Here is a 19,517-nt window from a genome sequence, read left to right as displayed (position 1 = left end):
GGGATGGAAAAATACGTTCCTCATTACGAAACGCGCATCTCAAGTCATTGATTTATAAAAATTAAAATTTTCCACCCATCCCGAAAAAGTCCCTGTCTCGCTCCGGTCGATTTGCCTAGACTCTTATACAAGACTTCACGAACCGGAACGCAGCACCCGCCCGCTTCGAGAACCGCATCGCCACCGTCCGTTTTGACCCATTAGGCAACACGCACATCAAGGAGCGCATCATGTCGCGTCAGCAACAGGCACTGGAACTGCAAAAGCAATGGGAAACCGATTCGCGCTGGAAGGGCATCAAGCGCAGCTACACGGCTGAGGACGTGGTCCGCCTGCGTGGCTCGATCGCGGTCGAACACACGCTCGCCAAGCGCGGCGCCGAAAAGCTGTGGAGCCTCGTCAATGAAGAGCCGTTCGTCAACGCCCTCGGTGCGCTGACCGGCAACCAGGCCATGCAGCAGGTGAAAGCCGGCCTGAAGGCGATCTACCTGTCCGGCTGGCAAGTGGCGGGGGACGCGAACGTCGCCGGCGAGATGTACCCGGACCAGTCACTGTACCCGGCCAATTCGGTGCCGCTCGTCGTCAAGCGCATCAACAACACGCTGACGCGTGCCGATCAGATCCAGTGGTCGGAAGGCAAGAACCCGGGTGACGAAGGCTACGTCGACTTCTTCGCACCGATCGTCGCAGACGCGGAAGCCGGCTTCGGCGGCGTGCTGAACGCGTTCGAGCTGATGAAGGCGATGATCGAGGCCGGCGCATCGGGCGTCCACTTCGAAGACCAGCTCGCTTCCGTGAAGAAGTGCGGCCACATGGGCGGCAAGGTGCTCGTGCCGACGCGCGAGGCGGTCGCGAAGCTGTCGGCGGCGCGTCTCGCGGCCGACGTGATGGGCACGCCGACCGTGCTGGTCGCGCGGACCGACGCGGAAGCCGCCGACCTGATCACGTCCGACGTCGACGACAACGACAAGCTGTTCCTGACGGGCGAGCGCACGGTCGAAGGCTTCTTCCGCACGAAGCCGGGCATCGAGCAGGCGATCTCGCGCGGCCTCGCCTATGCGCCGTACGCCGACCTCGTCTGGTGCGAAACCGGCAAGCCGGATCTCGAGTACGCGAAGAAGTTCGCGGAAGCGATCCACAAGCAGTTCCCGGGCAAGATGCTGTCGTACAACTGCTCGCCGTCGTTCAACTGGAAGAAGAACCTCGACGACGCGACGATCGCGAAGTTCCAGAAGGAGCTCGGCGCAATGGGCTACAAGTTCCAGTTCATCACGCTGGCCGGCTTCCATGCGCTGAACTACTCGATGTTCAACCTCGCGCACGGCTATGCCCGCACGCAAATGAGCGCGTTCGTCGAGTTGCAGCAAGCCGAGTTCGCGGCGGCCGACAAGGGCTTCACGGCCGTCAAGCACCAGCGCGAAGTCGGCACCGGCTACTTCGACGCAGTGACGCAGACGGTCGAGCGCGAAGCATCGACGACCGCGCTGCACGGCTCGACCGAAGACGAACAGTTCTTCGACGGCAAGAAGGTCGCCTGACGCGCCCAAGCGTCGCACCGGTGCCCGCCCGTCACGCGACGGCGCGGCATCGGGTAGTACCGAATAAAAATCAGGGAGGAGACGGCAGGCGCGCGATGATTCGCGCGACCGGCCGCGCGGCCTCGTGCCGCCAGTCGTAACGCGCGCCGGTTTGGTCCGGCGCGCCCTTTTTCTGCGGCGCTGCCGTGCTGCCGCCCGCGCGGCGAAAACGGCCGCCCACTCTACCGATAGACGATCACCGGAATTTTCGTATGGGTCAGCACGCGCTGCGTTTCGCTGCCGATCAACAGGCTGCCGAGCCCGCGACGTCCGTGGGACGCCATGAAAATCACGTCGCAGCCGCCGCGTTCGGCCGCCTCGATGATGCCGAGGTATGGCGACGGATGCACGCTCGTCCAGCTGTCGCAGACGACGCCGGCCTCCCGCGCGGCCGCCTGCACGTCGTCGAGATGGGTACGCGCCTCGCGCTCGCTACGCGCCCGGAAATCGGCGGGCGGCTCGATGATCACTTCGGAAAACGGCGAGTACGGATATTGCGGCAGACACGCATAGGCCGTGACCTGCGCGCCGACCGCACGCGCCAGATCGATCGCGCCGTCGATCGCCTTTTGCGACAGTTCGGAACCGTCGGTTGGAACGAGGATGTGCCGGAACATCGCGCCCTCCTGCGTCAGTCGCACCGCGTGCGCCGCGAATCCGTGCGATCCGGCCGCGACGCGTCGCACATGCCAGCTTCGATTGTAGTGCGCGAAACGGCGCGACCGGCGCCGGCAGCGGGTTCGCCCTCATATCGGAAACACGCGGGCCGGCACGGCTCGCCGCCGGCACCGGCTCACGCGGCAGACACCCTACTCGCCCCAGTACCCGGGCCGTTCGTACGTATGTTTCAGGCAATCGAGAAAAAGACGCACGCGCAGCGGCAGGTGGCGGCGCTGCGGAAACACCGCGTGAATACCGATCGGCGGCGCCGCGAACGCATCGAGCACGCTGACGAGGTGGCCGGCCGCGATGTCCTCGCCGACCTCCCACCACGATCGCCAGGCGAGGCCGTAACCGGCGAGGCACCACTCGTGCAGCACCGCGCCGTCCGAGCACTCCATCGTGCCGCTCACGCGGATCGACACGACCTTGTCGTCCTCCTGGAACGCCCAGCCGCGCTGCTGGTTCGCGTTCGCGGCAAGCGCGAGACAGTTGTGGCGCGCCAGCTCAGCGAGCGTGACCGGCGTGCCGCGCCGCGCAAGATACGCGGGCGACGCCACGCACACGCGACGGTTCTCGCCGAGCTTGAGCGACACGAGGGACGAGTCGGGCAGCTCGCCGAGCCGCACCGCGCAATCGAACCCCTCGTTGACGAGGTCGACCATCCGGTCGGACAGATCCAGCGTGACCGACACATCCGGATGCGCGCCGCTGAATTCGGGTACGAGCGGCGCGACGTGACGCCGCCCGAACCCAGCCGGCGCCGAAATGCGCAGGTGACCGCTCGCCTTCACGCCGCCGGCGGACACGCTCGCCTCGGCGTTCTGCATGTCGTTGATGACCCGCTGGCAATCCTCGAGGAAGGCCGAACCCTCGAAGGTCAGCGTGAGCTTGCGCGTGGTGCGCACCAGCAGCTTGACGCCGAGCCGCTCCTCGAGCGCGTCGAGGCGGCGGCCAATGATGGCCGGCGCGACACCTTCCGCGTGCGCGGCCGCCGACAGGCTGCCCTTCGCCGCGACTGCGGCGAACGTTTCGATCTGTTTGAACCGGTCCATGACTCGAAAAGGCGGCGTTTCCGCCCTTCATATGACTGAAGCCGCTCAAGATTAGGTATATGAAAGTAAAAGATCAAGTGATGATTAGCGTCTTTTTTAGCACCTACGATCACGAATAGAATCGACCCGACCTCTGAAACTGGAGCGCAAGGCTATGTCGGCCACAACGACACCCTCCTTTCCCGACGCAATCATCTTCGACGCATTCGGCACGTTGTTCGACGTGCGTGCGGTGCTGGCCGCTGCGGAGCAGATGTTTCCCGGACACGGGGAACGGTTGTCGCAGCTGTGGCGACGCAAGCAAATCGAATACTCGCAGTTGCGCACGCTGGCCGATCCGGCCGGCGCGCACTATCGCCCGTTCCGCGACATCACGCTCGACGCGCTGCGGTTTGCCGCGCGCCGGCTCGGGCTCGCGCTGAACAGCGCGGCCGAAAAGCGGCTGATGGACGACTACGCGTGCCTGTCCACCTATCCCGACACGGTGCCCGCGCTGCGCAAGCTGCGCGCGCTCGAACCGCGCCCGCCGCTCGCGATCCTGTCGAACGGCACCCCGCAGATGCTCGACATCGCGATCAAGAGCGCCGGCATGAACGGCCTGTTCGATCGCGTGCTGTCCGCCGATGCAGTCCGCGCGTACAAGCCGAGCCCCGTCGCGTACGCACTCGGCACGGCCGCGTTCGGCGCGAACCCGCGCGACATCGTGTTCGTGTCGTCGAACGCGTGGGACGTCGCGGGGGCCGTGTGGTTCGGCTACACGACGTTCTGGCTCAACCGCACGGGTGCGCCCGCCGAGGAACTCGGCACGCCGCCCGACGGCACCGGCACCGGCATGGCCGACCTGCTCGCATTCCTCGCCACCCCGGCTCCGTCCGGCAAGCCCGCAAACCGCGCGCGCCCCAGCCCGGGCGCATGACGTTCGCAGCGCTGCCGCCTTCCCCCTTCACCGAAACCGCAACTGACCGACCAAGGAGATGAGACTCATGAGCACCCCGATCACGCTACCGCAAGGCATGGCGATCACCGGCGAAATCAAGCCGGGTTACGAAGCAATCCTGACGCCTGAAGCGCTCGCACTCGTCGCAGCGCTGCACCGTACGTTCGAGCCGCGCCGCCAGGCGCTGCTGCAGGCCCGCGTCGAGCGCACCAAGCGCCTCGATGCCGGCGAGCGCCCCGACTTCCTGGCCGATACGAAGGCGATCCGCGAAGGCGACTGGAAGGTCGCGCCGCTGCCGGCCGACCTGCAATGCCGCCGTGTCGAGATCACCGGCCCCGTCGAGCGCAAGATGATCATCAACGCGCTGAACTCGGGCGCCGATTCGTACATGACGGACTTCGAGGATTCGAACGCGCCGAGCTGGACGAACCAGATCGACGGCCAGATCAACCTGAAGGACGCGGTGCGCCGCACGATCTCGCTCGAGCAGAACGGCAAGTCGTACCAGCTGAACGACAAGGTCGCGACGCTGATCGTGCGTCCGCGCGGCTGGCACCTCGACGAGAAGCACGTGACGGTCGACGGCCAGCGCGTGTCCGGCGGCATCTTCGATTTCGCGCTGTTCCTGTTCCACAACGCGAAGGAACTGATCGCGCGCGGCTCGGGCCCGTACTTCTACCTGCCGAAGATGGAAAGCCATCTCGAGGCGCGCCTGTGGAACGACATCTTCGTCGCCGCGCAGGAAGGTGTCGGCGTGCCGCGCGGCACGATCCGCGCGACCGTGCTGATCGAAACGATCCTCGCTGCGTTCGAGATGGACGAGATCCTGTACGAACTGCGCGAACACAGCTCGGGTCTGAACGCCGGCCGCTGGGACTACATCTTCTCCGCGATCAAGAAGTTCAAGAACGACCGCGATTTCTGCCTGGCCGACCGTTCGAAGATCACGATGACGGTGCCGTTCATGCGCGCGTACGCGCTGCTGCTGCTGAAGACCTGCCACAAGCGCAACGCGCCGGCGATCGGCGGGATGAGCGCGCTGATTCCGATCAAGAACGATCCGGAAGCGAACGACAAGGCGATGGGCGGCGTGCGCTCGGACAAGCAGCGCGATGCGACCGATGGCTACGACGGCGGCTGGGTCGCGCACCCGGGCCTCGTGCCGATCGCGATGGAAGAATTCGTCAAGGTGCTCGGCGACCGGCCGAACCAGATCGCGAAGCAGCGCGACGACGTGCAAGTCGAAGGCAAGAACCTGCTCGACTTCCAGCCTGAAGCGCCGATCACCGAAGCCGGCCTGCGCAACAACATCAACGTCGGCATCCACTATCTCGGCGCATGGCTCGACGGCAACGGCTGCGTGCCGATCCACAACCTGATGGAAGATGCGGCCACGGCCGAGATCTCCCGCTCGCAGGTGTGGCAGTGGATCCGTTCGCCGAAGGGCGTGCTCGACGACGGCCGCAAGGTCACGGCGGAACTCGTGCGCGAATACGCGAAGGTCGAGCTCGACAACGTGAAGCGCTCGGTCGGCGGCAACACGCAGCCGTACGAGCGTGCCGCGGCGATCTTCGAACAGATGTCGACGTCGGAAGGCTTCACCGAATTCCTGACGCTGCCGCTGTACGAGGAAATCTGACGGCCGGACCGGGCCCTGCCGGGCCTGGTCTTCGCCGTTTGACCCGCCGGCCGTACAGCGCGGCGGCATGAAAAAAGCGCCCCGCGGGGCGCTTTTTCTTTTTGCGGCGCGGTTGGTTGCCGGCCGTACCGAGGCTCAGGCGGCTGCCCGTTCGCGCCGATGCTGGACCCAGTCGCCCGACGCGATGCGCGGACGGTCGGCCACCGCATGCGCGGCCACCGGATAATAGACGCACGCGTACTCGCGGCCGCCGAGTACGACGCTCACCGGTTCCTGACGGAACAGCGTGTCGACGCCCGGATAGACGCGCTCGATCTCGTCGAGCACGGGCATCAACTGCTCGTCGATCTCGTAGACGTCGCCCCATACGAGCGACTGGTCGGCCGAGCCGGCAATCATCCCCGGGTACGTGCCGAAATCGTACAGTGCGCCCGGCAGCGCGACCGCACCGAGCAGCGTCGGCGCGTCGATCCCGTGCCGCGTGGCCGCATGGCCGATGTCGTTGGCTTCTCCCGCTCTCAACGTGCCGTAGACGAATACGTAGCGCATCTGGTTCTCCTCTTCGATTCAGGTGTTGCCGGGCCGGACGCTGCGTGCACGTCGCTCGCCCGTAAAACGCACGAAATGCGTCCACCTCGATAGACCGCCGCAGCGGCCCGAAGGTTCTTTTCGACGGGCGGCGCTGCCCGGCACCGGCTCGTGCTGCGCGCCCGAATTCGCGCGGCCCCATACAAAGTTCATTTGAACGGTGCATTATCGGCCGAAAAACCGCCGCATGCGCCTGCGCGGCGCCTTCTAAAATAACGGCATCGCCGCCGCGCCGCCCGAGTCGTCCATGAATCCGCCTGTCCAAGCCGACGCATCGAATCCCTACGACGTGATCGACATCCCGCCCGAGTTCGCGCCCACGCGCGTTCACCCGATGCGCGTTCGCGCGCGGCAGGTGGATGCCGGCCGCCGGATCCCGCTGCACACGCACGCGTGGGCGCAGCTCGCTTACGCGTCGCGTGGCGTGCTGCGCGTCGCGACGACCGGGACGACGTGGATGGTGCCGCCGTCCCGTGCGATCTGGGTGCCGCCGCACATTACGCACGAGGTCGTGATCGTCGAGGAGGCGTATTTGCGCACGCTGTATATCGACGAGTCGATCGTGCCGGACGGGCTCGACGCATGCCGGGTCGTCGAAGTGACGGGCTTGCTGCGCGAGTTGATCGTCGCGCTCGATGCGCGCGATCTCGGCAGCACCCGCGAGCGGCTGCTGTGCGGGCTCGTGCTCGACGAACTGAGCCACGCCGAACCGCTGCCGCTCGCGGTGCCGATGCCCGACGAGAAACGGCTGCGCACGCTGTGCGAATCGGTGCTCGCACAACCTGCGCATGCGGAGTCGCTCGAACACTGGGCGAGCGAGGTCGGCGCGAGCACCCGCACGATCTCGCGACTGTTCAAACAGGAACTCGGTGTGAGCTTCTCGCAATGGCGACAGCAGGCGCTGCTCGCGCGCGCGATCCCGCTGTTGAACCAGGGCCGGCCGCTGTCGCATATCGCGCGCGAGCTCGGCTACCAAAGCCAGAGTGCGTTTTCGGCGATGTTCCGACGCGCGTTCGGCGAAAGCCCGCGCGCGTTCATGCTGCGCGGCTACGAACACCGCGGCCCGGAAGGCAGCATCGCTGCGGACGACGAAGTGCCCGACGACGATGCGATCGGCACCGGGCGCTGAGCAGCGCGCCGAATCCTGGCGCGCTCAGACCGCGCGCACCATGTGACGGATCGACCCGAGCTGGGCCAGCCTCGGCCCGGTGACGCGGTAGCCCATGCGCTGGTAGAGCCGTGCGGCGGGATTGTCGACGAACACGCGCAACTGCAGTTCGTGCAGCCCGCGGGCACGCGCCCAGCGATGCGACATGTCGAGCATGTAGGTGCCGGCGCCCTGCCCGCGATGGCCGGCCGCAATCTGCACGTCGCGGATATGCAGCGAATCGCCTTCCTCGGTCACGCGCAGCACGCCGATACGCTCGCCGTCGGCCTCCAGAATGAAATTCTCGGATTCGCGCCAACTCGCATAGAACAGGTCGCTGCGCCAGACGAGCCCGTGGCGCTTGTAATAGCCGCCCATGTTGCCGTGCGTCAGCGCTTCGGCAAACGGGAAATCGCCAGGCTCCGCGGGCCGGAGCTGGTACAACAATCGCAGGTCGGTCGGATCGAGCATCGCGCAGGGGTCAAGAACGCATCCCGCCACGATAGCGCAGTCGCCGGCGGATGCAATCGCGAATTTCTCGTAGCGGTGCCAACGGTGGCGCTCGCGTTGAAGCACAAATAAAAAAGCCCGCACAGGGCGGGCTTCTTTATTTCTGGCGGAGCGGACGGGACTCGCCTACATCCTGCAGGCCGCGGCTGCGCGTGCACGCGCAGCCCTTCGAGTCCCGCCGGAAGCCGCGCAGGCGGTTTCCTCCACTCCGCAGTCACACGCTCGCAAGCGAGCGCAACGGACGATGCAAATGAAAAAGCCCGCACAAGGCGGGCTTTTTCATTTTCTGGCGGAGCGGACGGGACTCGAACCCGCGACCCCCGGCGTGACAGGCCGGTATTCTAACCAACTGAACTACCGCTCCAGCTTTCTGCTCCGTCACCGACAGGACGCCAATTACGTCCTGCCAGCGCTGCGACACTTCTACGAAACGCCGCTGAATCTGGCGTCCCCTAGGGGATTCGAACCCCTGTACTCACCGTGAAAGGGTGATGTCCTAGGCCTCTAGACGAAGGGGACTACGTACTGCTTACATCTTTAATACAAAAGCCCGTTCAAAGCGTTCATTTGAACGGGCTTGTTCTGGCGGAGCGGACGGGACTCGAACCCGCGACCCCCGGCGTGACAGGCCGGTATTCTAACCAACTGAACTACCGCTCCAGCTTTCTGCTCCGTCACCTGCAGGACCACGTTCACGCCCTGCAAGCGTTGCGACACTTCTACGAAACGCCGCTGAATCCTGGCGTCCCCTAGGGGATTCGAACCCCTGTACTCACCGTGAAAGGGTGATGTCCTAGGCCTCTAGACGAAGGGGACTACGTACTGCTTACATCTTTAATACAAAAGCCCGCTCAAAAACGTCTTGAACGGGCTTCGTTCTGGCGGAGCGGACGGGACTCGAACCCGCGACCCCCGGCGTGACAGGCCGGTATTCTAACCAACTGAACTACCGCTCCAGCTTTCTGCTCCGTCACCGACAGGACGTCAATTACGTCCTGCCAGCGCTGCGACACTTCTACGAAACGCCGCTGAATCTGGCGTCCCCTAGGGGATTCGAACCCCTGTACTCACCGTGAAAGGGTGATGTCCTAGGCCTCTAGACGAAGGGGACATGATCTTTTCAGATCTGTCTGACTTTCGCTATTCACTTATCGTCAACAGCGAAGGCCGAAATTCTAACTGCTTTAAATCGTTTTGTGAAGCATTTATTACTACTACCACTGCTTCGCAAATCAATCTTTTGTTCTGATGGTGGAGGTAAGCGGGATCGAACCGCTGACCTCTTGCATGCCATGCAAGCGCTCTCCCAGCTGAGCTATACCCCCTTGCAGAACAGAAATGAGATTATATGGACCGAATTCGAACTTGTAAATACCCTTTTTGCGATTCGAGCGAAATTTTTGCGAAGCCGCCGCGACATCACGTGCCGACGGCTTCGCGCACGCCCGAACCTCAGGCCAGCGCCGCCTCGATGCGCGACACGACGATGTCGCGACCGAACAGCACCAGCACCGCGTCGATCGACGGCGTATGCGTCGTACCTGCCACCAGCAGACGCACCGGCATTGCGAGCTGCGGCATCTTCAGCTTGTGCGCGCCGAGCGTCGCCTTCAGCGCGGCGGACACCGCTTCCTTCGTCCAGTCGGCCGCCTTCAGCGCGGCGACGAGATCGGCCAGCGCCGGTCGCACGGCCTCGGTCACGTGCTGCGCGAGCGCATCGGCGTCCGGTGCCGGCACACGGTAGAACATTGCGGCGCCCTCCGCGATTTCCTTGACCGTCGTTGCACGGTCCTTCATCAGGCCGACCACTGCGTCGAGCGCCGGACCCGTCGCGATGACCGCATCGTCGATGCCGAGCGCGTCGAGGAACGGCTTCGCCAGCGCGGCGAGGCGCGCGTTATCGGCTTCCTTGATGTAGTGGGCATTGAGCCAGCTCAGCTTACTGTGGTCGTACTGCGCGGGCGACTTGCCAAGGTGCTCGAGATTGAACCATTCGACGAACTGTTCGCGCGAGAAGATTTCAGCGTCGCCGTGCGACCAGCCCAGACGGGCCAGATAGTTGACGACGGCCTCCGGCAGGAAGCCCGCATCGCGATACGCCATCACGCTCATCGCGCCATGCCGCTTGCTCATCTTCTCGCCCTGCTCGTTCAGCACGGTCGGCAGGTGCGCATAGACGGGCGGCTCGCCGCCGAGCGCGTGCAGGATGTTGATCTGGCGCGGCGTGTTGTTCACGTGGTCGTCGCCACGGATCACGTGCGTGATGTTCATGTCCATGTCGTCCACGACCACGCAGAAGTTGTAGATCGGCGTGCCGTCCGGACGCGCGATCACGAGGTCGTCGAGCTCCTCGTTCGAGATCTCGACACGCCCCTTCACCGCGTCGTCCCACGCGACGGTGCCGGTCAGCGGGTTGCGGAAACGCAGCACCGGCTTCACGCCGGCCGGCGGCTCGGGCAGCACCTTGCCCGGCTCCGGACGCCACGTGCCGTCGTAGCGCGGCTTCAGGCCGGCTTCGCGCTGGCGCTCGCGCAGCGCGTCGAGTTCCTCGGCCGACATGTAGCACGGGTACGCGAGGCCCTTCTCGAGCATCTGCGCGAGCACCTCGCGATAGCGGTCCATCCGCTGCATCTGGTAGATCGGGCCTTCGTCGAAATCCAGGCCGAGCCACTGCATCCCCTCGAGGATCGCATCGACGGCTTCCTGCGACGAACGCTCGACGTCGGTATCCTCGATACGCAGCACGAACGTGCCTTTCATCTTGCGAGCGAATGCCCACGGATAGAGTGCGGAGCGGATGTTGCCGAGGTGAATGAAGCCGGTGGGACTCGGCGCGAAGCGGGTACGGACAGGACGGGTCATAAACGGTAACTCGAACGCCTGGGGCGCATGAATGATTCGACGCGGGATCGACGACGACAGCCCGGACAGCAATGGGGCCGGCCGCGCCCGGAACGGGAAAGAAGCCGGAATTATACTCGCGCCGGTCATCGCGCCAAGCGCACCGCTTGCTTTATGATGTGCGCGCCGCGGCCGCCAGCCGGCGCCGCGCCGGCCGCCCGGATCCCGCCGCACGGCCGCTCGGAACCAATCGCCGCCGCGGGCCGCACGGCCCGCCGCCAAGCCGCCGGAGAACCATTCGATGTCGTCCCCTCGCCTGTCGCGCCGCCACTTCACGATCGCGTGCGCGTCCGCCAGCCTCGCCGCCTGCACGTCGTTCGGCGACAAGTCCCGCCCTGACAACGCCGCGAACACCACCCAATCGCACGAGAAGCCCGTGAAGATCGGCATCGCCCTCGGCGGCGGCGCCGCCCGCGGCTTCTCGCACATCGGCGTGCTGAAGGCGCTCGAGGCGCGCGGCATCCCGATCGAAATCGTCGCAGGCACGAGCGCGGGCTCGGTGGTCGGCGCGTTGTACGCGTCCGGAATGAGCGGCCTGCAGATCAACAAGATCGCGCTCGACATGGATCAGGCGTCGATCAGCGACTGGGCGCTGCCGTTCCGCTCGCGCGGGCTGCTGCAGGGCGTCGCGCTGCAGAACTTCCTGAACAAGGCGCTCAACAACCGGCCGATCGAAAAGATGACCCGGCCGCTCGGCGTCGTCGCGACCGATCTGCAGAGCGGCCAGCCGATCCTGTTCCAGCAGGGCAACACGGGACTCGCGGTGCGCGCGTCGTGCAGCGTGCCGTCGGTGTTCGAACCCGTGAAGATCGGCAACCGGGAGTACGTCGACGGCGGTCTCGTGAGCCCCGTGCCCGCGTCGTTCGCGCACAAGATGGGCGCGAACTTCGTGATCGCGGTCGACATCTCGGCGCGCCCGGACGGCGCCGCGACCAACAACCCGATCGAGATGCTGCTGCAGACCTTCACGATCATGGGGCAGACGATCAAGACCTACGAGCTCGACAAGTACGCGGACGTCGTGATCCGCCCGAACCTCGCGGCGATGGGCGGCAGCGACTTCAATCAGCGCAACGCGGCGATCCTCGCGGGCGAGGAAGCCGTCGCGCGCATCATGCCCGAGCTGCAGCGCAAGCTCGCGGCGGCCCGCGGCGTCGCTGCCGCGTAACGCGACGACGCGCGCCGCCCCGCGCGGCGCGCGTCGCACGCACCAAAACAAAAAACCCTGCCGCCTTTCGGTGACAGGGTTTTTTTGATCCGGCGGTTTGCCGGCGAGCGTCAGTTGTTGCCGTTCGCGGTATCGTCGCCGATCGTCGCGCGCACGCGCTGGCGCAGATCGTCAGCCTTCATCGGAAACTCCGATTCGATCCGGCGCGCGCCGGTGAACCGCTTTTCCCAGTAGCCGTTGTCGAGATCGTCGACGCGGATGGTGCTGCCGGTCGACGGCGAATGCACGAACTTGTTGTCGCCGATGTAGATGCCGACGTGCGAGAACGTACGGCGCATCGTGTTGAAGAACACGAGGTCGCCCGGCTTCAGGTTGCTCATGCTGACCTTCTCGCCGACGCGGCTCATCTCTTCCGCGCGACGCGGCAACGACATGCCAAGCGTGTCCTGGAACACGTAGCGCACGAAGCCGCTGCAATCAAGGCCGGAATCCGGGGAGTTGCCGCCCCAGCGATAGCGCACGCCGATCATGTTGAGCGCGCTGACGACGACGTCGCCTGCCTTGCCCGCCATGCCGGACAGGAACGACTTCGCGCCGCCGCTCGACGGCTGTGCACTGGCCTGCTGGAGGGAGGAATTCGAGCCGATTTGGGTCGAATTCGTGACATTTTGACTAAAACTGCTGACTTCGTCGGCGAACGCGCCGGGAGCTGCTGCGAACAGGGCGCCGATGAACAGCCCGGCGATGGTGCGCGCGCATGCCTGGGTCAGGGATCGATGCTGCATTGGTCGATGGAATTTGCTTAAAAATCAGCTGATTGGCGGAAAATTTCGGTCGATACTAGCCAGCGCGTAATCGTTTGTCAAAACAAATTAAAAAATACAATCGAGATGGTCAGACCATTGGACGGGTATCACGCTTTCCAGACCGCTTTCAATAGTTTTTGTGTGTAAGGATGTGACGGTTTCGTGAAGATGTCGACGACGTCGCCGGACTCCACGACCGCCCCGCCCTGCATCACCGCGACCCGATGCGCCATCGCGCCGATCACTTCCAAGTCGTGGCTGATGAATACATAGCCAAGGTTGTATTTCTGTTGCAAATTCGCAAGCAGCTTCAGCACCTGCTGCTGGATCGACACGTCGAGCGCGGAAGTCGGCTCGTCGAGGATCAGGATGCGCGGCTCCAGCACGAGCGCGCGCGCGATCGCGATCCGCTGGCGCTGCCCGCCCGAGAACTCGTGCGGATAGCGGTGCAGCACCGTGCGGTCCAAGCCGACTTCGCGCAGCACCGCAAGCGACTTCGCGCGGCGCGCGTCCGGCGTCAATTCCGGGCGATGCAGCGTGAGCCCCTCGCCGACGATCCGCTCGATCGTGTGGCGTGGCGACAGCGAACTGAATGGATCCTGAAAGACAACCTGCATGTTCGAGCGCAGCGCGGTCTGCTCGCGGCCGCGATAGGACGACAGCGCACGCCCCTGGAATTCGATTTCGCCGTGCGCCGTCTTCTGCAGCCCGAGCAGCGCCATCGCGAGCGTCGATTTCCCGGAGCCGGATTCGCCGACGATGCCGAGCGTCTCGCCCTGCCGCACCGACACCGAGACGTCCGAGACCGCCGTCACCGGCATCGTGCCGAACCAGCCCGCGAAGCCCGGCCGCTTGCGCGCGAACTGCACACTGACGTGGCGCGCATCGAGCACGACCGGCGCGATCGGCATCACCGGCGCGACCGCGCGCTGCGGCCGGCTGTTCAGCAAACGCCGCGTGTACGGATGCTCCGGCTCCGCGAAAATCCGCTCGACCGGCCCGCTTTCGACCAGCTTGCCGTGCTCCATCACCGCGACCCGCTCGGCGAAGTGCCGCACCAGATTCAGGTCGTGCGTGATCAGCAGGATCGCCATTCCGCGCTTTTCGGCCTCCTCGCGCTGCAGTTCGAGCAGCAGGTCGACGATCTGTGCGCGGATCGTCACGTCGAGCGCGGTGGTCGGCTCGTCGGCAAGCAGCAGCCGCGGCCGGCAGGCGAGCGCCATCGCGATCATCGCGCGCTGGCGCTGGCCGCCCGACAACTGGTGCGGGTAGCTGTCGACGCGCTTCTCCGGCTCGGTGATGCCCGTGCGCGCGAGCAGCGCGATCGCGCGCTTGCGCGCTTCTCTCGCCGTCACGCCGTCGTGCAGCACGATCGTCTCGCCGATCTGCGCGCCGATCGTATACAGCGGGTTGAGCGCCGTCATCGGCTCCTGGAAGATCATCGCGATGTCCGAGCCGCGCAATCCGCGCATCTGGCGCTCGCTCTTGCCGGCGAGATCCTGCCCCGCGAAGCGGATCGTGCCGCTCACGTCGGCATCGCGCAGCAGCCGCAGGATCGACAGCGCGGTCACGCTCTTGCCCGACCCCGATTCGCCGACCAGCGCGACGCGCTCGCCGCGGCCGATCGCGAACGTCACGTCGTCGACGGCCACCGTGTCGCCGAAGCGTACATGCAGATGCTCGAGCGACAGCAGCGGTTCGCCCGGCTTCGATACGGCCGTATCGCTCATCGCTGGCCTCCCGCCGCGCGCACCGAGTCGGCGATCCGTGTGTCGAGCGCGTTGCGCAATGCATCGCCCATGAAGGTCAGCAACAGGAGCGTCGCGACCAGCACGCCGAACGTCGACAGCGAGATCCACCACGCGTCGAGGTTGCCCTTGCCCTGCGCGAGCAGTTCGCCGAGGCTCGGCGTCGGCGGCGGCACGCCGAGCCCGAGGAAATCGAGGCTCGTGAGCGCGAGGATCGCACCGCTCATCCGGAACGGCAGGAACGTGATCACCGACGTGAGGCTGTTCGGCAGCACGTGACGCCAGATGATCTGCCAGTTCGAGAGCCCCATCGCGCGGGCCGCGCGCACGTAGTCCTGCGTGCGGTTGCGCAGGAACTCCGCGCGCACGTAGTCGGCCAGCACGATCCAGCCGAACAGCGACAGCAGCACGATCAGCAGCAGGAAACTCGGCTCGAAGATCGACGCGAAGATGATCAGCAGGTAAAGCTCGGGCAGCGAACTCCAGATCTCGATCAGCCGCTGCCCGACGATGTCGATGCGGCCGCCGAAGAAGCCCTGCACGGCGCCCGCGGCAATCCCGAGCAGCGTACCGATCACGGTCAGGATCAGCCCGAACTCGACCGACACGCGAAACCCGTACACGAGCCGCGCGAGCAGGTCGCGCCCCTGCGCATCGGTGCCGAGCCAGTTCTCGCGCGACGGCGGAGCCGGATTCGGCACGGTCGAAAAATAGTTCAGCGTGTCGTAGTAATAGCGGTTCGGCGGATAGACGACGAAGTTGCCCGGCGCCTCGATCCGCTTGCGCACGTACGGATCGAGATAGTCGGCCGGCGTCGGGAAGTCGCCGCCGAAGGTCGTCTCCGGGTACGCATGGAACATCGGGAAATAGTAGTGGCCGTCGTAACGGACGACGAGCGGCTTGTCGTTCGACCACAGCGGCGCCGCGAGGCTCGCGGCGAACGCGATGACGAAGATCACGAAGCTCCAGTAGCCGAGACGCTGCTGGCGAAAGCGCTGCCACACGCGGCGCGCGGGAGACGGCGACACGCGTGCGCGCGCCGCGTCGATGCGGGACGACATGGCGACCCGACTCATCGCGCACCTCGCCCGGCGACGCCGGGCATGCAGGCAGGCGCGCCGGCAAGCGGCGTGCGAACGGACGGTTTCATGTCAGCGCTCCAGGTTGTCGAATTGAATGCGCGGGTCGACCCACACGTAGCAAAGATCGGAGATCAGCTTGGTCGCGAGCCCGATCAGCGTGAACAGGTACAGCGTGCCGAGCACGACCGGATAATCGCGCCGCACGACCGACTCGTACGACAGCAGCCCGAGGCCGTCGAGCGAGAACAGCGTCTCGATCAGCAGGCTGCCCGTGAAGAACGCGCCGATGAACGCGGCCGGAAAGCCGACGATCAGCGGCAGCATCGCGTTGCGGAACACGTGCTTCCACAGCACGGTGCGCTCGGCGAGCCCTTTCGCCCGCGCGGTCAGCACGTACTGCTTGCGGATCTCGTCGAGAAACGCGTTCTTCGTGAGCATCGTGACGACGGCGAAGCTGCCGACGACCGACGCCGTGATCGGCAGCGCGATGTGCCACAGATAATCGAGCACCTTGCCGATCAGCGACAACTGGTCGAAGTTGTCCGACGTGAGCCCGCGCAGCGGGAACAGCTGCCAGAACGAGCCGCCGCCGAACAGCACGAGCAGCAGCACGCCGAGCACGAAACCGGGAATCGCATAGCCGATCAGCACGACGAGGCTCGTCGCGACATCGAACGGCGAGCCGTTGCGCACGGCCTTCGCGATGCCGAGCGGCACGGAGATCAGGTAAGTGATGAAGAACGTCCACAGCCCGATGCTGATCGACACCGGCAGCTTCTGCACGATCAGCGACCACACGCTCTGGTGCCGGAAGTAGCTGTCGCCGAGATCGAAGCGCGCGAAGCGCTTCAGCATCAGCCAGTAGCGCTCGAGCGGCGGCTTGTCGAAGCCGTACAGTGCCTTCAGTTGCGCAAGCTGCTGCGCGTCGACGCCCGTATGCGCGCGCATGCCGAACGGCGCCGCCCCCTGCTCCGTCGCGCCCTTGCGCAGCTCCTGCACGGCCTGCTCGACGGGGCCGCCGGGCACGAACTGGATCACCGCGAACGTGAGCGTGAGCACGCCGACGAGCGTCGGGATCATCAGCAGCAGGCGTTTGAGGATGTAGCTCCACATAGGGCGTCGACTCGCGAACGATAGGCTGGGTTGAACGAAGGGCCGGCAGGCTTCAGTGATCGGGCTTGGCCCACCAGGTCGACACGACCCAGCCCTCGGCCGAATAGTACAGCGGCAGCGTTTGCGGATAGCCGAGCGTGCGCTTGTACGCGATCCGGTGCGTGGCGCTGTACCACTGCGGCACCGCGTAATAGCCGTGCATCAGCACGCGGTCGAGCGCATGTGTCGCATCGAGCAGTTCGTCGCGGGTCTGCGCGGCGCCGAGCGCATGCAGCAGCGCGTCGACGGCCGGCGACTTCAGGCCGATGATGTTGTCGGAGCCCGGCTCGTCGGCGAACTTGCTGTCGAAGCGCGAGAACTGTTCTGCACCAGGCACCTGCACGCCCGGATAGCGGACCGTCGTCATGTCGTAGTCGAACGCGTCGAGCCGCTTTTGCAGCAGCGCATAGTCGGCCGTACGAAAACGCACGTCGATGCCGAGCTTCGCGAGATTGCGCTGGTAGGCCGTCACGACGCCTTCCATCGCCGCGCCCGAGTCGTCGAGGATCTCGAACGTGAACGGCTCGCCCTTCGCATTGCGCAGCGCGCCGTCGCGATAGGTCCAGCCCGCTTGCGCGAGCAGCGCACGGGCCTTCAGCAGGTTCGTGCGCAGCGAGCCCGGCGGATTGGTGTCGGGCTGCGTGACCATCGGGCCGAACACGGCCGGATCGAGTTGCGCGCGCAACGGCGCGAGCAGCTTCAGCTCGCCCGGGCCCGGCGTGCCGCTCGCCTGCAGGTCGGTGTCGGCGAAATAACTGTCGAGGCGCGTGTACGCGCCGTAGAACAACTGCCGGTTCAGCCATTCGAAATCGAACGCCAGGTCGAGCGCCTGGCGCACGCGCACGTCGCGAAACAGCGGCCGGCGCAGGTTCATGAAGAAACCCTGCATGCCCGCACCGTTGTGCTGGCGGAATTCGCGCTTCACGAGCTCGCCGCTGTCGAAGCGCTTGCCGACGTCGCGCCGCGCCCAATTGCGCGCGATGTACTCGACGAGCACGTCGTATTCGCCGGCCTTGAACGCCTCGAGCCGCGCGACGCCGTCGCCGTACAGCTTGTAGACGATGCGCGCGAAGTTGTTGGTGCCGACCCGCACCGGCAGGTCGGCGCCCCAGTACGCCGGGTTGCGCCGGTACGTGATCGTGCGGCCGTTGTCGTACCGCTCGATCAGGTATGGCCCGCTGCCGATCGGCTGCTCGAAGGCGAGCTGGTCGAACGGGATGCGCGAGCCGTCCGCGCGCAAGCCCCACTTGTGCGAGAACACCGGCACGCCGCCGGCGATCAGCGGCAACTCTCGATTCGCACTGCGGAACTCGAAGCGCACGGTCGCCGGGTCGACCACCACGGCCTTCGCGATGTCTGCGAAATACGCGCCGAACTGCGGCGCGGCGAGCTTGCTCTTCAGCGTGTCGAACGAATACTTGACGTCGTCGGCCGTGACCGGGTCGCCGTTGGAAAAGCGTGCGCGCGGGTTCAGATGGAAGGTGACCGAGCGGCGGTCCGGCGCGATCGCGATGTCGTCGGCGAGCAGCCCGTACGCGGACGCCGGTTCGTCGAGGCTGCCGGTCGCGAGGCTCTCGAACAGCATGTCGATGCCCGGCGCGGCGTTGCCGCGCATCGTGAACGGATTGAACTTGTCGAACGACGTGAGCCGGTTCGGGTTGGCGAGCACGAGCGTGCCGCCCTTCGGCGCGTCCGGATTGACGTAGTCGAAATGCTTGAAGCCCGGCGGATATTTCGGCTCGCCGTATTGCGCGATCGCATACGCGGCGTGCGCGGCCGTCGCGGCCAGCACCGCCTGCATTGTCAATACTGCCGCCGTGCGTCCGGCAACCCGTACGGCATGAGCGGCGCCGAAGCGGATGCGCGCGGCGACAGTCCGGGGCGAACCCTTCGTCATAGAGGCCCTGTCGGTCGATTGAGGGGTGTAACGAGGGTCGATTCTACCCATTCAATTCGACGTCGAGCCATCCCGCGGCAGTTCTTGCCTGCAGCCACCGCGTCCGCAGCGCCCGCGCACGATTCGCGCGGACAAAAGAAAACCGCCATACAGGCGGTTTTTCTCGAGCGCGCACGCGTCGCGCGCGTGCGGCATGTCGATCAGTGCCAGCCGTGACGGCCGTGGTCCCCGTGACCGCGATCGCCGCCCCAGCCGCGGCCATGATGACGATTCCACTCGTCGCGGCCCCAGTAGCGGCGGCCATCCCAGTAGCGGTCGCCGTGCCAGCCGATCACGATCGCCGGCGCGGGAGCATACATGGGCGCCGGCTGATAGACGACCGGCGGCGGCGGCGCATATACGGGCGCGGGAGCGACGTAGACCGGAGCCGGCACGCCGACGTTGATCCCGACATTGACTCCCGCCATTGCTGCGCCCGACACGAGCAAGGCCGTCATACCGGTCAAGAGCGAGGCAACACGCAAAGTCTTCATGGATTCCTCTTTGAGTTGTGTCATGTGTGATTCGACTATAACGGCAAGCGCCGTCCCGGCATATTTCAAGTTTGTAAGAACTGATGCGCGGCATCGCAACGCGAAGCGCCCGCTAAC

At 65.5% G+C, this 19,517-nt stretch carries 16 protein-coding genes and 7 tRNA genes; 5 read left to right on the top strand and 18 right to left on the bottom strand.

Annotated features, from left to right (window positions below):
• The first annotated feature begins 230 nt into the window (after window positions 1-230).
• Window positions 231-1,538 (top strand): isocitrate lyase, encoded by a 1,308-nt coding sequence (gene aceA, locus BX604_RS34235; RefSeq protein ID WP_098555718.1) that lies wholly within the window; start codon window positions 231-233, stop codon window positions 1,536-1,538.
• A 221-nt stretch (window positions 1,539-1,759) separates the two neighbouring features.
• Here aceA and BX604_RS34230 read toward each other — a convergent pair whose 3' ends face one another.
• Together BX604_RS34230 and BX604_RS34225 are read right to left on the bottom strand one after the other, a co-directional pair.
• Entirely contained in the window at window positions 1,760-2,194 is a 435-nt protein-coding gene (locus BX604_RS34230) for a universal stress protein (RefSeq protein ID WP_098556552.1), read from the bottom strand.
• A gap of 192 nt (window positions 2,195-2,386) precedes the next feature.
• On the bottom strand, window positions 2,387-3,292 hold the full coding sequence (locus BX604_RS34225; RefSeq protein WP_098555715.1) for a LysR family transcriptional regulator: 906 nt from the start codon (window positions 3,290-3,292) through the stop codon (window positions 2,387-2,389).
• 154 nt (window positions 3,293-3,446) lie between these two features.
• On the opposite strand from BX604_RS34225, the gene BX604_RS34220 reads away from it, so the two are divergent.
• Both BX604_RS34220 and aceB read left to right on the top strand, forming a co-directional pair.
• A complete protein-coding gene (locus tag BX604_RS34220) occupies window positions 3,447-4,208 on the top strand; it encodes a haloacid dehalogenase type II (RefSeq protein WP_098555712.1) in 762 nt (253 codons plus the stop codon).
• Between the two features lie 67 nt (window positions 4,209-4,275).
• Window positions 4,276-5,868: a malate synthase A gene (gene aceB / locus BX604_RS34215; protein ID WP_098556550.1), complete on the top strand. Its 1,593-nt coding sequence runs from the start codon at window positions 4,276-4,278 to the stop codon at window positions 5,866-5,868.
• 135 nt (window positions 5,869-6,003) lie between these two features.
• Here aceB and BX604_RS34210 read toward each other — a convergent pair whose 3' ends face one another.
• Window positions 6,004-6,417, bottom strand: coding sequence for a gamma-glutamylcyclotransferase family protein (locus BX604_RS34210; RefSeq protein WP_098555708.1), 414 nt, complete (start codon window positions 6,415-6,417; stop codon window positions 6,004-6,006).
• A 286-nt stretch (window positions 6,418-6,703) separates the two neighbouring features.
• On the opposite strand from BX604_RS34210, the gene BX604_RS34205 reads away from it, so the two are divergent.
• On the top strand, window positions 6,704-7,585 hold the full coding sequence (locus tag BX604_RS34205) for an AraC family transcriptional regulator (RefSeq protein ID WP_098555705.1): 882 nt from the start codon (window positions 6,704-6,706) through the stop codon (window positions 7,583-7,585).
• A 24-nt stretch (window positions 7,586-7,609) separates the two neighbouring features.
• On the opposite strand, the gene BX604_RS34200 is transcribed toward BX604_RS34205, so the two are convergent.
• From BX604_RS34200 to gltX, 9 genes are all read right to left on the bottom strand, one after another.
• On the bottom strand, window positions 7,610-8,074 hold the full coding sequence (locus BX604_RS34200) for a GNAT family N-acetyltransferase (RefSeq protein WP_098555701.1): 465 nt from the start codon (window positions 8,072-8,074) through the stop codon (window positions 7,610-7,612).
• A gap of 326 nt (window positions 8,075-8,400) precedes the next feature.
• Window positions 8,401-8,477: transfer RNA gene (locus tag BX604_RS34195), tRNA-Asp, on the bottom strand.
• Window positions 8,478-8,556: 79 nt separating this feature from the next.
• A tRNA-Glu gene (locus BX604_RS34190) sits at window positions 8,557-8,632 on the bottom strand.
• Between the two features lie 64 nt (window positions 8,633-8,696).
• Window positions 8,697-8,773: transfer RNA gene (locus BX604_RS34185), tRNA-Asp, on the bottom strand.
• An 80-nt stretch (window positions 8,774-8,853) separates the two neighbouring features.
• A tRNA-Glu gene (locus BX604_RS34180) sits at window positions 8,854-8,929 on the bottom strand.
• A gap of 63 nt (window positions 8,930-8,992) precedes the next feature.
• A tRNA-Asp gene (locus BX604_RS34175) sits at window positions 8,993-9,069 on the bottom strand.
• A 79-nt stretch (window positions 9,070-9,148) separates the two neighbouring features.
• Window positions 9,149-9,224: transfer RNA gene (locus tag BX604_RS34170), tRNA-Glu, on the bottom strand.
• 138 nt (window positions 9,225-9,362) lie between these two features.
• Window positions 9,363-9,438 (bottom strand) — tRNA-Ala (locus BX604_RS34165).
• Between the two features lie 127 nt (window positions 9,439-9,565).
• Complete coding sequence (gltX, locus tag BX604_RS34160; RefSeq protein ID WP_098555697.1) at window positions 9,566-10,975, bottom strand: glutamate--tRNA ligase; 1,410 nt, start codon at window positions 10,973-10,975, stop codon at window positions 9,566-9,568.
• 280 nt (window positions 10,976-11,255) lie between these two features.
• On the opposite strand from gltX, the gene BX604_RS34155 reads away from it, so the two are divergent.
• Window positions 11,256-12,182, top strand: coding sequence for a patatin-like phospholipase family protein (locus BX604_RS34155; RefSeq protein ID WP_098555694.1), 927 nt, complete (start codon window positions 11,256-11,258; stop codon window positions 12,180-12,182).
• Between the two features lie 110 nt (window positions 12,183-12,292).
• Here BX604_RS34155 and BX604_RS34150 read toward each other — a convergent pair whose 3' ends face one another.
• From BX604_RS34150 to BX604_RS34125, 6 genes are all read right to left on the bottom strand, one after another.
• Window positions 12,293-12,967 carry a C40 family peptidase gene (locus BX604_RS34150; RefSeq protein WP_098555691.1) on the bottom strand — a complete coding sequence of 225 codons (675 nt, stop codon included), beginning with the start codon at window positions 12,965-12,967 and terminating at the stop codon, window positions 12,293-12,295.
• Between the two features lie 128 nt (window positions 12,968-13,095).
• Window positions 13,096-14,718, bottom strand: coding sequence for an ABC transporter ATP-binding protein (locus BX604_RS34145; protein ID WP_098555689.1), 1,623 nt, complete (start codon window positions 14,716-14,718; stop codon window positions 13,096-13,098).
• On the bottom strand, window positions 14,715-15,812 hold the full coding sequence (locus BX604_RS34140) for an ABC transporter permease (RefSeq protein WP_098555686.1): 1,098 nt from the start codon (window positions 15,810-15,812) through the stop codon (window positions 14,715-14,717). Before BX604_RS34140 ends, BX604_RS34145 begins: the two co-directional genes overlap by 4 nt.
• Before the next feature lie 75 nt (window positions 15,813-15,887).
• The gene (locus BX604_RS34135; RefSeq protein ID WP_098555683.1) at window positions 15,888-16,931 is read right to left on the bottom strand and encodes a microcin C ABC transporter permease YejB; all 1,044 of its coding nucleotides are present in this window, start codon (window positions 16,929-16,931) and stop codon (window positions 15,888-15,890) included.
• A gap of 52 nt (window positions 16,932-16,983) precedes the next feature.
• Window positions 16,984-18,867 carry an extracellular solute-binding protein gene (locus BX604_RS34130; protein ID WP_098555681.1) on the bottom strand — a complete coding sequence of 628 codons (1,884 nt, stop codon included), beginning with the start codon at window positions 18,865-18,867 and terminating at the stop codon, window positions 16,984-16,986.
• A gap of 200 nt (window positions 18,868-19,067) precedes the next feature.
• Window positions 19,068-19,400, bottom strand: coding sequence for a hypothetical protein (locus BX604_RS34125; RefSeq protein WP_098555677.1), 333 nt, complete (start codon window positions 19,398-19,400; stop codon window positions 19,068-19,070).
• Window positions 19,401-19,517 lie beyond the last annotated feature (117 nt).

Origin of the sequence: Burkholderia sp. JKS000303 (assembly GCF_002563755.1) — a bacterium.
Classification (GTDB): Bacteria; Pseudomonadota; Gammaproteobacteria; order Burkholderiales; family Burkholderiaceae; genus Burkholderia; species Burkholderia anthina_B.
Note: the sequence above shows the minus strand (reverse complement) of the source record. Positions and strands in the feature narration are given on the sequence as shown.

Coding starts and splice junctions, on each gene's coding strand:
- BX604_RS34225 (WP_098555715.1), bottom strand. CDS start 3,292: ATGGACCGGTTCAAACAGATCGAAACGTTCGCCGCAGTCGCGGCGAAG.
- BX604_RS34125 (WP_098555677.1), bottom strand. CDS start 19,400: ATGAAGACTTTGCGTGTTGCCTCGCTCTTGACCGGTATGACGGCCTTG.
- aceA (WP_098555718.1), top strand. CDS start 231: ATGTCGCGTCAGCAACAGGCACTGGAACTGCAAAAGCAATGGGAAACC.
- BX604_RS34230 (WP_098556552.1), bottom strand. CDS start 2,194: ATGTTCCGGCACATCCTCGTTCCAACCGACGGTTCCGAACTGTCGCAA.
- BX604_RS34220 (WP_098555712.1), top strand. CDS start 3,447: ATGTCGGCCACAACGACACCCTCCTTTCCCGACGCAATCATCTTCGAC.
- aceB (WP_098556550.1), top strand. CDS start 4,276: ATGAGCACCCCGATCACGCTACCGCAAGGCATGGCGATCACCGGCGAA.
- BX604_RS34150 (WP_098555691.1), bottom strand. CDS start 12,967: ATGCAGCATCGATCCCTGACCCAGGCATGCGCGCGCACCATCGCCGGG.
- BX604_RS34135 (WP_098555683.1), bottom strand. CDS start 16,931: ATGTGGAGCTACATCCTCAAACGCCTGCTGCTGATGATCCCGACGCTC.
- BX604_RS34145 (WP_098555689.1), bottom strand. CDS start 14,718: ATGAGCGATACGGCCGTATCGAAGCCGGGCGAACCGCTGCTGTCGCTC.
- BX604_RS34200 (WP_098555701.1), bottom strand. CDS start 8,074: ATGCTCGATCCGACCGACCTGCGATTGTTGTACCAGCTCCGGCCCGCG.
- BX604_RS34205 (WP_098555705.1), top strand. CDS start 6,704: ATGAATCCGCCTGTCCAAGCCGACGCATCGAATCCCTACGACGTGATC.
- BX604_RS34210 (WP_098555708.1), bottom strand. CDS start 6,417: ATGCGCTACGTATTCGTCTACGGCACGTTGAGAGCGGGAGAAGCCAAC.
- BX604_RS34140 (WP_098555686.1), bottom strand. CDS start 15,812: ATGAGTCGGGTCGCCATGTCGTCCCGCATCGACGCGGCGCGCGCACGC.
- gltX (WP_098555697.1), bottom strand. CDS start 10,975: ATGACCCGTCCTGTCCGTACCCGCTTCGCGCCGAGTCCCACCGGCTTC.
- BX604_RS34155 (WP_098555694.1), top strand. CDS start 11,256: ATGTCGTCCCCTCGCCTGTCGCGCCGCCACTTCACGATCGCGTGCGCG.
- BX604_RS34130 (WP_098555681.1), bottom strand. CDS start 18,867: ATGACGAAGGGTTCGCCCCGGACTGTCGCCGCGCGCATCCGCTTCGGC.